This is a genomic window from Arthrobacter sp. 01T428, from assembly GCF_056398685.1.
Window position 1 is genome coordinate 20,306 of the sequence record NZ_JBFTPW010000030.1, and the last position, 12,616, is coordinate 32,921.

The 12,616-nt window shown below is 65.1% G+C and carries 13 protein-coding genes; all 13 read left to right on the forward strand.

All coding sequences use genetic code 11. The features are described 5' to 3' along the window. Positions 1–2 precede the first annotated feature (2 nt). The 13 genes from AC1DJB_RS22120 (at position 3) to AC1DJB_RS22180 (ending at position 12,604) form a co-directional block, all read left to right on the forward strand. Entirely contained in the window at positions 3–1,322 is a 1,320-nt protein-coding gene (locus AC1DJB_RS22120) for an ABC transporter substrate-binding protein (RefSeq protein ID WP_441432916.1), read from the forward strand. Positions 1,323–1,332: 10 nt separating this feature from the next. Next, a complete protein-coding gene (locus AC1DJB_RS22125) occupies positions 1,333–2,295 on the forward strand; it encodes a carbohydrate ABC transporter permease (RefSeq protein ID WP_059388541.1) in 963 nt (320 codons plus the stop codon). After that, positions 2,295–3,188: a carbohydrate ABC transporter permease gene (locus AC1DJB_RS22130; protein ID WP_059388540.1), complete on the forward strand. Its 894-nt coding sequence runs from the start codon at positions 2,295–2,297 to the stop codon at positions 3,186–3,188. The genes AC1DJB_RS22125 and AC1DJB_RS22130 overlap by 1 nt, the downstream gene beginning before the upstream one ends. 40 nt (positions 3,189–3,228) lie before the next feature. After that, a complete protein-coding gene (locus AC1DJB_RS22135; RefSeq protein ID WP_441432917.1) occupies positions 3,229–3,978 on the forward strand; it encodes a sugar phosphate isomerase/epimerase family protein in 750 nt (249 codons plus the stop codon). Beyond that, positions 3,975–5,111 (forward strand): Gfo/Idh/MocA family protein, encoded by a 1,137-nt coding sequence (locus AC1DJB_RS22140; protein ID WP_306963269.1) that lies wholly within the window; start codon positions 3,975–3,977, stop codon positions 5,109–5,111. The genes AC1DJB_RS22135 and AC1DJB_RS22140 overlap by 4 nt, the downstream gene beginning before the upstream one ends. A gap of 9 nt (positions 5,112–5,120) precedes the next feature. Next, complete coding sequence (locus AC1DJB_RS22145) at positions 5,121–6,305, forward strand: Gfo/Idh/MocA family protein (protein ID WP_441432918.1); 1,185 nt, start codon at positions 5,121–5,123, stop codon at positions 6,303–6,305. Positions 6,306–6,352: 47 nt separating this feature from the next. Continuing rightward, positions 6,353–7,351: a sugar phosphate isomerase/epimerase family protein gene (locus AC1DJB_RS22150; RefSeq protein WP_307052849.1), complete on the forward strand. Its 999-nt coding sequence runs from the start codon at positions 6,353–6,355 to the stop codon at positions 7,349–7,351. A 12-nt stretch (positions 7,352–7,363) separates the two neighbouring features. Then, on the forward strand, positions 7,364–8,233 hold the full coding sequence (locus AC1DJB_RS22155; RefSeq protein WP_441432919.1) for a 3-keto-disaccharide hydrolase: 870 nt from the start codon (positions 7,364–7,366) through the stop codon (positions 8,231–8,233). Then, positions 8,230–9,114 (forward strand): TolB family protein, encoded by an 885-nt coding sequence (locus tag AC1DJB_RS22160; protein ID WP_441432920.1) that lies wholly within the window; start codon positions 8,230–8,232, stop codon positions 9,112–9,114. The genes AC1DJB_RS22155 and AC1DJB_RS22160 overlap by 4 nt, the downstream gene beginning before the upstream one ends. 11 nt (positions 9,115–9,125) lie before the next feature. Next, entirely contained in the window at positions 9,126–9,599 is a 474-nt protein-coding gene (locus tag AC1DJB_RS22165; protein WP_284988664.1) for a heme-degrading domain-containing protein, read from the forward strand. Between the two features lie 115 nt (positions 9,600–9,714). Beyond that, positions 9,715–11,049 (forward strand): MFS transporter, encoded by a 1,335-nt coding sequence (locus tag AC1DJB_RS22170; protein WP_284988663.1) that lies wholly within the window; start codon positions 9,715–9,717, stop codon positions 11,047–11,049. Positions 11,050–11,171: 122 nt separating this feature from the next. Then, positions 11,172–11,702 (forward strand): GNAT family N-acetyltransferase, encoded by a 531-nt coding sequence (locus AC1DJB_RS22175; RefSeq protein WP_441432922.1) that lies wholly within the window; start codon positions 11,172–11,174, stop codon positions 11,700–11,702. 203 nt (positions 11,703–11,905) lie between these two features. Beyond that, positions 11,906–12,604 carry a DsbA family oxidoreductase gene (locus tag AC1DJB_RS22180; RefSeq protein WP_307052940.1) on the forward strand — a complete coding sequence of 233 codons (699 nt, stop codon included), beginning with the start codon at positions 11,906–11,908 and terminating at the stop codon, positions 12,602–12,604. Positions 12,605–12,616 lie beyond the last annotated feature (12 nt).

A 12,616-nucleotide genomic window follows, 5' to 3' on the forward strand; every position in this document is an offset into this window, starting at 1 on the left:
TCATGAATGTTCAGTCCAAAGCCAGCCGCAATTTCTCCCGCAGGGGTTTCCTCGGCCTCACGGCGGCAGCAGCGGCTGTCCCCCTGCTCGCAGCCTGCGGAGGCGGCTCCAGCTCAAGCTCCAGCGCCGGTGGCGCGATCAAGTTCTGGGACATGCCATGGGGCACCCCGGCCTACAATGACGCCGCCAAGAAGATTGCAGAGAGCTACGTACCCACAGGCAGCAACGGCAAGGCCAGCTACCAGATCATCCAGTGGAACAACTTCTATCAGACCTTCTCCTCGGCCATCGCGTCCAAGACCGGGCCTGCGGTATCCACCGGTGGCGGTTTCCAGGCCTTCCAGTTCGAGCAGCAGGGCCAGATCGCCTACGCTGACAAGGTCATCGAGGCGCTCAAGAAGAACGGTCAGTTCGACGACTTCCTGCCGGGCGTGCTGGAGCCCTTCAAGACGGACAAGGGCTACGTCGCCGTTCCGTGGCAGCTGGACATGCGCCCGCTGTGGTACCGCAAGTCCCTCTTCGACCAGGCCGGCGTGGCGGTTCCGACCGACTGGCCCAGCCTGCTCGAGGCAGGCAAGAAGCTCAAGTCCATCGGTGCGGTCGGCTTCGCTACGGGTTCCGGCGCGGGCAACAACATCGGCAACCACTTGATGATCATGATGATGATCAACAACGGCGGTGGCGTCTTCACCAAGGACGGCCAGCTGGACGTCATGAACGACCGCAACGTCGAAGCCATTGAATTCCTGCTCGAGCTGGTCTCCAACGGCGTCGTCGACCCCGCGGCGGTCAGCTACACCACGGACAACCTCGATGCGCAGTGGAAGAGCAAGAAGGCTGCCTTCGGCATGTATGTGCTGGGCCTGCCGCAGCGCGTGGGCGACACCTCCGGAGACCTCCTGGTGGCAAGCCCGATGGCCGGTCCGCACGGCGACAAAGCAGCGTTGGTGTTCCCGAACAACATCATGATGTACAAGAACACCCCCTCCCAGGAGTCTTCCGAGGCCTTCCTGACCTACTACCTGGGCCAGGTCAAGGAGCTGTGGCGCCAGAAGCTGATGAACGGACTGCCGGTCTTCAAGTCCATCACTGAACTTCCCGAGTTTGCCGGCGATCCCAACAACGTCAAGATCGTCAAGGAATACCAGCCCATCGCGAAGACCTTCGCCGCGCAAGGCACCTCTCTCAACGCCAACCTCGCTGTCCTGGACGGCGGCCAGGCACTCAACCAGTTCACCCAGACCATCCTGACCGGAAAGACCGACGCCAAGACTGCACTCACGGCCTTCAAGACCGGCCTCGAATCCGTCATCAAGAAGTAAAGCCGTCGCCATGTCAACCACCACAACACAGTCCGGCCTCGCCCGGGCCCGTCGGGGACTCGCTCCCGGCGGGTCCGGCGGCGGGTCCGTAAACCGCAAGAGCAAACTGTCGGGGCAGACCAAGCGGACGTTCTTCTGGCTCCTGTTGCCCTCGATCGTCCTGCTCATCCTGATCAACGGCTACCCGCTGATCTACGCCGGCGTGCAGGCAACCCACGACGGCTCCCTCATCGACACCGGCAACTTCGTCGGCGTCGACAACTTCGCCACCGTCCTGTCTTCGCCCGCCTTCTGGAAGGCCGCACAGTTCACGCTGTGGTTCACGATCGTGGGCGTCTTCGGCTCCTGGCTGGTGGGCCTGGGCCTGGCACTGCTCCTGCGCACCAAGATCCCGGCGGGCGGCACCTTCAAGGTCCTGCTCCTCCTGCCCTGGGTGGTGCCGATCGTCGTGTCCTCCACCGCTTGGAACTGGCTCGTCGCCACCCCGGACAGCCTCATCCCCTCCATCTTCCGCAACCTCGGACTCGGCACACCGCTGTTCCTGGCCGACCCGCACCTCGCCGCCGTCATGGTCATGGTCTTCAAGGTCTGGGTCAGCTTCCCCTTCATGATGATGATGATCTCCGCCGCCCTGGCCTCCGTGGACACCACCGTCTACGAGGCAGCCAGCATGGACGGCGCCAGCAAGTGGCAGCAGTTCACCCAGATCACCCTGCCGATGATCGCCCGCTCCACGTACATCAGCTGGATCCTGATGACGATCTTCTGCGTCAACGACTTCCCCACCATCTACCTGCTCACCGGCGGCGGCCCCGTCGACGCCACGACCTCCCTCGTGGTCCTGGCCTACCGCAGCGTCTTCCAGGACTTCCAGACCGGTCCCGGCGTCGCGATCGCCTTCCTTATGACCCTCACCCTCGTCGTCGTGTCGGTCTTCCTGTACCGCCAGATCCGAAAGTCGAGCGTCGAATAATGAGCGCAGTACTCCACGCCCACCCCGAATCCGGACCCGCACTCGGTGTCGCGGGACCCGAGAAATCGCGCCGCGTCCTCTCCGAAGCAGGCATGCGCGGACGCTGGTGGCGGTTCGTCCTGATCCTTGCCATTACTGCGATCGTCCTCGTCCCGATCATGGTCACCGTCATCCTGGCCCTCACCCCGGGTCCGAACAGCACCGCTACCGGCCTGACGCTGGAAAACATCACCGGTGTCTTCTCCAAGACCCTCGCCAGCACCTGGTTGACCAACAGCCTCGTCACCACGCTTTCCACGGTGATCGTCGCCGTCGCCGTGGCCGCACCCGCCGGGTACGTCCTCTCCCGCGGCCGCTCGAAAGCCGTCTCCGGCTACTCCCTGCTGCTGTTCGTTATGCAGTCGCTGCCGATCATCACCTCGGTGGTGCCGCTGTTCATCCTCTTCGCAGGCATGGGACTCGTGGACAACCTGCTCGGCCTGATCATCATCTACGTCGGCTCGACAATGACCGTGGCCACGTGGATGATGGCGGCATACTTCGATTCCATCCCGGTCAGCCTCGAGGAGGCCTCGTGGATCGACGGCTGCTCCGTGTTCGGATCGTTCACGAAGGTGGTGCTGCGCAATTCCCTGCCCGGCATCCTGTCCACCGCGATCTTCGCCTTCCTCCTGGCCTGGAACGACTATCTCGTCGCGATCGTGTTCCTGCGCTCCAACGAGATCTTTACCCTGCCGGTGGGCGTGCAATCCTTCTTCCAGCAGAACATGACCGACTGGTCCGGCGTCATGGCCCTCGCCGTCGTCATGATGCTCCCGCCCATCATCGTTTTCGCCACGCTGAACAAGTACTTCAGCGTCGGCGGCATCGGCGGATCCCTCGCCGGCCGATAACCGAACCCTTTTCACGCAACTGACAACGCAAAGGAAAACCATGTCTTACTCCATCCAGCTGTACACCCTGCGCAATGCCATCCAGGAAGACCTGCCGGGCACCATCAAGAAGGTTGCCGAGATCGGTTACACGCAGGTTGAACCTTACAATTTCGTGGCCACGGCGAAGGAGCTCGGCGCCGCGTTGAAGGAGAACGGCCTCACGGCCCCGTCCGGCCACGCGCCGCTGCTGAGCCAGGACCAGGACGAGATCTTCGCCGCCGCCAAGGAACTGGGCATCTCCACGGTCATCGACCCGTACCTGCCTGCCGAACACTGGCAGAACGCCGAAGACATCCAGGCCACCGCTGCCAAGCTCAACGCCGCAGCCAAGAAGGGCGCCGAATACGGCATCCGCGTCGGCTACCACAACCACGCCTGGGAACTGGAGTCCATCATCGAGGGCCAGACAGCCCTGGAGTACTTCGAAGGCCTCCTCGACCCGGAACTGGTCCTGGAAGTGGACACCTACTGGGCATCCGTCGGTGGCCAGAACCCGGTGGAACTGCTCGCCCGCCTCGGTGACCGCGTGAAATTCATCCACATCAAGGACGGCCCCGGCACCACCGACACCAAGGCCCAGCAGCCTGCCGGCCAGGGCACCATCCCGGTGCTCGACGTCGTTGCTGCCGCCACCTCCCTCGAAGTGGGCGTCGTCGAGTTCGACGACTACGCCGGCGACATCTTCGAAGGCATCGCGCAGAGCCTCGCCTTCCTCCAGAACAACGCAGCACAGGACGTGAACGCATGAGCGCCGCAACGCACCAGTCCACCCCGTCCGCCCGCCGGGGACCCGTTGGCGTCGCCGTCATCGGCGCGGGCAACATCAGCAAGGCCTACCTGGACAACCTGACGGTCTTCCCGGACCTGAAGGTCCACGTCATCGCGGACCTGTTCGAGGAAGCCGCGGAGGCACGGGCCAAGGAATACGGCATCCCCGAGTTCGGTTCGCCGGAGCTGGCGCTCAACCATCCCGACGTCGAGATCATCGTCAACCTAACCATCCCGGCCGCGCACGTCGAGGTGGCCACGGCCGCCGTGAACGCCGGCAAGCACGTCTGGACCGAGAAGCCGTTCTCCCTGGACCGCGAATCCGGGCTGGCCCTGTTGAAGACGGCCGACGCCGCGGGGATCCGCCTGGGCTGCGCACCGGACACCTTCCTGGGCGCCGGACTGCAGACCGCCCGAAGGATCATCGAACGCGGCGACATCGGCACCCCGCTGACCGCCCTGACCATGTTCCAGACCCCCGGCCCCGAATCCTGGCACCCGAACCCGTCCTTCCTCTTCGCCCACGGCGCAGGCCCGCTCTTCGACATGGGCCCGTACTATGTCACCGCCCTGGTCCAAGCGTTCGGCTCGGTCCGCAAGGTCGCCGCCGTCGGATCCAAAGCCAAGGACGTCCGCGTGGTCGGTTCCGGACCCAAGGCCGGCGAGGAATTCCCCGTCGAGGTCCCCACCCACGTCTCGGCCATGCTGCAGTTCGAAGGGGGCGCGTCCTCGCACAGTGTCTTCAGCTTCGAATCCCCCCGCCTGCGGATGGGCTTCGTGGAGATCACCGGCACCGAGGGCACCCTCGAGCTGCCGGATCCGAACTACTTCGACGGCGACCTCAAGCTCTGGCGCGCCGGGGCCGAGGAAGCGGAAATCATTCCCGCGACGGGACCGGCCAACGGCCGCGGGATGGGCGTGCTGGACATGGCCCGGTCCCTGCGCGCCGGTGTCCCGCACCGCGCCCAGGGAGCCCTGGCCTACCACGTGGTAGATACCCTGGTCTCCATTTCCGAGTCCGCCGAAACCGGCACCTTTGTAGGCGTCGACAGCTCCGCCGTGACCTCCCAGGCCCTCCCCGAGGACTGGGACCCGATGGCCGCCACCCTCTAGGAATCCCTCATGACCAGCTCCGCCCCTACCCCCACCACCCCCCAGAACGGCGAACCGGGCAAGACAACCCTGGGTGTTGCCGCGATCGGCTACGCGTTCATGGGCAAGGCCCATTCCAATGCGTGGCGGAACGTGGCCAGCTACTTCGACGTCCCGGCCTTCGAGCAGAAAGTGCTCGTGGGCCGGGACGCGGAACAGGTCGCCGAGGCCGCGGCCAGGTACGGGTGGAGCGAGTCCGCCACGGACTGGCGCCAGGTGATCGAACGCGATGACATCCATATCGTGGATATCTGCGCCCCGGGCTGGATGCACGCCGAAATCGCCATCGCGGCACTGGAAGCGGGCAAGCACGTGCTCGTGGAAAAACCCCTCGCGAACACCCTGGCCGAGGCCGAAGCGATGACCGACGCCGCGCGCGCCGCCCGCGCGCGCGGCATCCAGTCCATGATCGGCTTCAACTACCGCCGCGTCCCGGCCCTGGCCCTCGCGAAGGAGCTCATCGCGGAAGGCCGGCTCGGCACCGTCCGGCACGTCCGCGCCGCCTACCTGCAGGACTGGCTCGTGGACGCCGAATCCCCGATGACCTGGCGGCTGAACAAGGAAACCGCCGGATCCGGGGCACTGGGTGACATCGCCTCCCACGCCATCGACCAGGTCCTCTTCCTCCTCGGGGACACCGTCACCGAGGTCTCCGGCCGGCTGCACACTTTCGTGGACAGCCGCCCGGGCGCGGACGGACTGGAACACGTCACGGTCGACGACGCCGCCTGGGCCACGCTGACCCTCGCCTCCGGGGCGGTCGCCTCGGTGGAAGTCTCCCGCATGGCCACGGGCAAGAAGAACTCCCTCACGATGGAAATCTACGGCGACAAGGGCTCGCTCCTGTTCGACCTGGAATCCATCAACGAGCTCGGTTTCATGGACGCCACCGTGCCCGTCCGGGAGCAGGGCTTCCGCCGGATCCTGGTCAACGAACCCGACCACCCCTACATGGACGCCTGGTGGCCGCAAGGCCACGTGATCGGCTGGGAGCACACCTTCACCCACGAAATCCGTGACTTCCTTGTGGCCATCGACGCCGGGACGCCGCCCTCGCCGTCGTTCGAGGAAGGCCTCGCCGTCCAGCAGGTCCTGGCCGCCATCGAGGAATCCGCCGACGCCAAGTCCGCCATCATCCAGGTCGCCGGCCACTAATAGCCCTGGCCTGAAGCACGCCCCGAAACTTTTCCCAAGGAGAACCCATGCCCCGCCCGTACACCCTGTTCACCGGCCAGTGGGCCGACCTGCCCTTCGAGGATGTCGCCAAGCTCGCCTCCGGCTGGGGCTATGACGGCCTGGAAATCGCCGTGTCCGGGGACCACCTGGACGCCTGGCGCTGGGACGAACCCGGCTACGTCGAGTCCAAACTCGCCATCCTGGACAAATACAACCTCAAGGTCTGGGCCATCTCCAACCACCTCAAGGGCCAGGCCGTGTGCGATGACCCCATCGACTTCCGCCACCAGGCGATCGTCGGGGCCAAGGTCTGGGGCGACGGGGACCCCGAAGGCGTCCGCCAACGCGCCGCCGAGGAAATGAAACACACCGCCCGCCTCGCCAAAGCACTCGGGGTGGACACCGTCGTCGGGTTCACCGGCTCCTCCATCTGGCAGTACGTCGCGATGTTCCCGCCCGTCCCCGAGAAAGTCATCGAGGCCGGCTACCAAGACTTCGCCGACCGCTGGAACCCCATCCTGGACGTCTTCGACGAATGCGGCGTCCGCTTCGCCCACGAAGTCCACCCCTCCGAGATCGCCTACGACTACTGGACCACCGTCCGGACCCTGGAAGCGATCGGGCACCGGGAAGCGTTCGGCCTGAACTGGGACCCCTCGCACTTCATGTGGCAAGGCATCGATCCGGTCTCCTTCATCTGGGACTTCAAGGACCGGATCTACCACGTGGACTGCAAGGACACCAAGCTCCGCCCCACCGGCCGGAACACCGTCCTGGGCTCCCACCTGCCCTGGGGCGACCCCCGCCGCGGCTGGGACTTCGTCTCCGCCGGACGCGGCGACGTCCCCTGGGAATCGTCCTTCCGGGCCCTCGCCGCGATCGGCTACAACGGCCCGATCTCCGTGGAATGGGAGGACGCCGGCATGGACCGTCTCCACGGCGCCCCCGAAGCCCTCGCCGCCCTCAAGAAGTTCGACTTCCCGCCCTCCCAAACCAGCTTCGACGCCGCCTTCAGCCAGGACTAAGGGATGTCCGACGTGAGCAATGACGGGTTCGTCCCGCTGTTCGACGGCGTCAGCCTGGCCGGATGGCACGCCGCACCTCGGATCTACGGTTCGGTATATCCCGGCGGGCCGAGCGTCCTTGAGCATTTCGATAGCCTGGGACTTGAGCGCCCCGTGGAACCGGAGAAGCATCCTGCCCGCTGGAAGGTTGAAGACGGCGTGCTTGTCGGCGAGCAGGACGCCCCCGGGAGCGGCTACGGCGGCTACCTGGTCAGCGACCAGGCGTTCGGGGACTTCGAATTGCTCCTTGAGATGCGCCCCGATTGGCCTGCGGATACCGGCGTGATGATCCGGCGTCAACGGGACAGCTGGGAAGGGTTCCAGGTCCTCGTGGACCATCGCCCGTCCGGCGGAATCGGCGGCTTCTTCGGCAACGGACTGGCGAGTTTCTCGGCGGTTCCGTTCGCGATCGACGTCGTCCGCGACGACGCCGGCCGGCCCACCGGCCTTGTTGCCGACAACCCGGCCACCTCTGTGGAACCGGTCACGAAAGCGAAGCGCGACCGGCTCAGCTACGCGGCCGACGTCGACGATTTCCTGAAAGTCTGGCGCTGGGACGACTGGAACGAATTACGGATCCGCTGCGTGGGTGCCATGCCGGTCATCACCACCTGGATCAACGGCGTCAAGATCGCCGAACTCGATACCGCCACCCTGGAATCGCCCAATTACGACGCCGACGCGGTCTTCGAGGTGCTGGGCGACCGCGGGCACATCGCCCTCGAAGTCCACGACAACGACTCCATGTTCGGCGAAGCCCGCTGGGGTGTCGGGGCGCAATGCCGGTGGCGGAACATCCGGATCAAGGAACTCCCGGCCGGCTCCGGCGGGGGCTCACAGTGATACGGACCCTCCAACCCGGCCAGCGCTGCGAAGTATGGATCGCCTCTGTCAGCGGCACTTCCGAGCTCGTCTTTGCCACGGAAGATCTGCTGCTGGAGGCACCGAACTGGACGCTCGACGGCCGGGCCCTCATCCTCAACGGAGACGGTGCGCTGTGGCGGTTGGATCTTTCCGGGGAACTGGACACAGGCGGACTCGAAAAGATAGCTGTCACTGGCATTCCGGACCTCAATAACGACCACGTCCTCGCACCCGGTGGCGCCACCATTTACCTCTCGGCGAATGACGGCCACATCTACCGCGCGGCCCTCGACGGCGGGGAAGCCACCAGGATCACGGACGACGACGGGTGGTTCCATTTTCTGCACGGCGTCAGCCCCGACGGAAAGACGCTGGCCTACGTCGGAATTGAAGCCGGTGACTTCACGCAGCCGGGCCGGCTCATCACGATTCCTGCAGGGGGCGGCCAGACCACCGCGATCGACGTCGACGGCCACTGCGATGGTCCCGAGTATTCGCCCGATGGGGACTGGCTGTACTTCAATACCGAAGCCTTCACGGACCAGCCGGGCCACGCCCAGCTTGCCCGGGTGCGGACCAGCCACGCAAGCGGGCCGGAGCGCCTGCTTGAAAGCGACACCGTCGATTGGTTCCCGCACCTCTCACCCGACGGGCATCTGGCCAGCTACATCCGCTTCCCCGGCGGGACGGTGGGCCATCCCGCCGACTTGCCGGTCGACGTCGTCGTTGTTTCCACGAGTGACTGGGCGACGCCGTTCCACACCTGGCCCCTCTTCGGCGGCCAGGGAACCCTCAACGTCAACAGCTGGTCACCCGACTCGGAGCGGTTTGCTTTTGTTGCCTATCCCATCAATCTCTGAGAAGAGGCACCATGAATGACGTCCCCGCCCTTGAAGCATTGGAAGCGCTCAAACGCCAGGAAGAGGAGCTGGTTTTCACCTCGTTCGACCATGGAGACGCGTGGAGGCTCGGCTCGCGGCTCGCGGGCATGGCCCAGGCGGCCGGCCATGCGGTCGGCATCGACATCCGGCGCCCCGGGCTCATCCTTTTCCGCGCTGCGCTACCCGGGATCACACCGGACCAGGAATCGTGGATCGCCCGGAAATCGGCTCTCGTTTTGCGGATGGAAGCGAGCAGCGCACTCGTCGAAGCCCGGTTGTCCTCCGCCGGTATCGATCCGGTGGCCACGGGGTGGCTCGGCGCCGACTATGCCGTGACAGGGGGCTCGTTTCCCGTTCGGGTCCGCGGCGTCGGTGTGGTCGCGGCGGTCACTGCGTCAGGCCTTTCATCGCAGGAGGATCATGACCTGATTGTCGAAGGGATCCGCCAACATCTCGCAGCCTAACCAGGAACTCCTATCAAAAAATTGTTGAACAATTCCTCCGCGTGATGCATCATTGGGTGTAGGCCCCGATTGAGATCGGGATCACAAAGCCCGCCCAACGTTCCATGGAGGAACCATGTCCGCGACCACTTCGCCAAGTCCAACCAGGCGCAGCAAACCCTCGGCAGGCGCCATCAAAGCCTTCATTGCCAGCGTCACAGGCACCTCCCTGGAGTACTACGACTTCGCCATCTACTCGGTCGCCTCCGCGCTCGTCTTCCCCAAGATCTTCTTCCCCACGAACGACGAAACCACGGGCCTCCTGTTGTCCTTCTCGGCCTTCGCGGTGGGTTACCTCGCCCGGCCCATTGGCGGGGTTGTCTTCGGCCGGCTCGGGGACAAGATCGGACGCAAGAACGTCCTGGTCATCACCCTCATCCTCATTGGCGCGGCCACGGTCCTCATCGGCGCTTTGCCGGACTACCACACCATCGGCATCGGGGCCACGATCATCCTGGTGCTCCTTCGCTTGGCCCAGGGCATCGGCGTCGGCGGCGAATGGGGCGGCGCCGTGCTGCTGTCCAGCGAGTACGCAAATCCCAACAAGCGCGGATTCTGGTCTTCCGCAGCCCAAATCGGTCCGCCCGCCGGCAACCTGCTGGCCAATGGCGCCCTGGCCGTCCTCGCCGCCGTCATGAGCAACGGCGCCTTCATTGCATGGGGTTGGCGCGTCGCCTTCCTCAGCTCGGCCATCCTGGTTGCCTTTGGCCTGGTCATCCGGCTCAAACTCGAGGAAACCCCGGTGTTCAAGGCCATCGAGGCCACCGGCGAACGGCCCAAGGCTCCCATCAAGGAAGTCCTCACCACCCAGTTCCGCCCCCTGCTCGCCGCCGCTTTGTGCCGGATTTGCCCAGACGTGTTGTACGCCTTGTTCACCGTCTTTGTCGCGGTCTACGCCACTAAGGAACTCGGCATGACCACCGGCAATGTCCTGGGCGCAGTCCTGGTGGGCTCGGCCTTCCAACTGTTCCTGATCCCGGCCGCGGGAGCCGTCACGGACCGTTTCAACCGCCGGCTCGTCTACGGCATCACCGCCGCGGCCACAGCCGTGTACATTCCGCTGTTCTTCCTCATGATCCAGTCCCGTTCCGTCCTGGTGCTGACTGTCGGCGTCGTGATCGGCCTCGGACTGCACGCCTTCATGTACGGACCGCAGGCCGCCTTCATCACAGAGCAATTCCCGGCCCGGCTCCGCTATGCCGGCAGTTCCCTCGCCTACACGGTGGCCGGCGTCGTGGGTGGAGCGGTGGCACCGTTGATCTTCACGGCCCTCTACGCCGCTACCGGAAACTGGATCTTGATCGCCGCATACTTGCTCGTCACCGCCGTGGTCACCATCATCGGCCTCGCCTTGGGCCGGGATCCCGAGCCGGACGAGGACCTTCGCCTGCTTGCGGAAGCCAGCGCCTAAGCAGCCCGACGCCCCGCAACCGGAACGCCCCGGCTGGCCCCCGCCGTCGTACTCTTTCCTGAAACGCCCCTTAAGATCAGTCTTGAGGGGCGTTTCTGCGCCCGATTGCCAGGGAGGACCGCATGAGCCAGACCATCCGTGAAGCAACAGCGGACGACGCCGGACGGCTGGCGGAGCTTGCCGCCGTCACCTTTCCGCTCGCCTGCCCGCCGGGCTCCTCGCCCGAAGACATCGCCGCGCACCTGCGCAGGACGCTCAGTGCGGAGAAGTTCACGGAATACCTTGCCGATCCGGACGCCACCATCCTGGCCATCGACGCCGCCGGGGAACTCCGCGGCTACAGCATGCTCGTGGCCAGACCCACGAGCGATACCGACGTCGCTACAGCCCTGACGCTCACCCCCTCCACGGAACTGAGCAAGTGCTATGTGCATCCGGAACACCACGGCCTTGGCGCTGCCGCGGAGCTCATGAAGGCCACCTTGGACCGCGCTGCCGGCTCAGGTGCGGCCGGGGTGTGGCTAGGCGTCAACAGCCAGAACGCCAAAGCCATCCGCTTCTATGAGAAGAGCGGGTTCACGAAGGTCGGGACCAAGTCGTTCCGCCTGGGCGATACGGTGGAACACGATTTCGTGATGGAGCGGGCGGTCTAGGACACCTGGGACCCCTGAGCCGCCCGGTCTGCGACGCGCAAAATTCCCGGCGACACGCAAACAGTTTTACGCGGCCGGAATTCGCGTAGCGCCTGCCTGTATCTGCGTCGCACACCATTTAGCGCGTCGTGAACGCGCAGGCTGTGACCAGCCCAACAGGCCATTCCGGGAATGCCCGGCCTCCGCTTCCGGTTGTCGCCACCATGAAGATTGAGATCTGGTCAGACGTCGCTTGCCCCTGGTGCTACATCGGAAAGCGCCGGTTCGAAAGGGCCATCGCCGAATTCCCGCACCGCGATTCGGTCGAGATCCAGTGGCGCAGCTACCAGTTGGATCCGAGCATCCCGGAGCACTACGACGGCACGGAGCTCGATTACCTGAGCAAGCGCAAGGGCATGAACCCGGGGCAGGTCAGCCAGATGTTCGAGCACGTGGCGTTGCAGGCAAAGGGCGAGGGCCTCAACTACCGCTTCGACGACGTCGTGGTGGCCAACAGCTTCACGGCACACCGCCTCATTCACTTGGCGGCGGCTCACGGCAAGCAGGACGAAGCCAAGGAACTGCTCCTGAGCGGCCATTTCGAACACGGCAAGGACATCGGAAGCCAGGAATACCTGGCCGAACTCGGCAGCAACTTGGGCCTGCCCGAAGCCGAAATCGCAGAGTTGTTCAGCACCGACAAGTACGCGGAGGACGTCCGCGGCGACATCGCCGAAGCCCGGATGATCGGCGTCACTGGCGTGCCGTTCTTCGTCATCGACCGCAAGTACGGACTCTCCGGAGCCCAGCCCTCGGAGGTCTTCACCCAGGCCCTCACACAGGCATGGCAGGAAGCGAATCCGCTGGTCGCCGTCGGCAGCGCCGACGCCGAAACCTGCGGCCCGGACGGTTGCGCGATCTAGGATCCCCCGCGC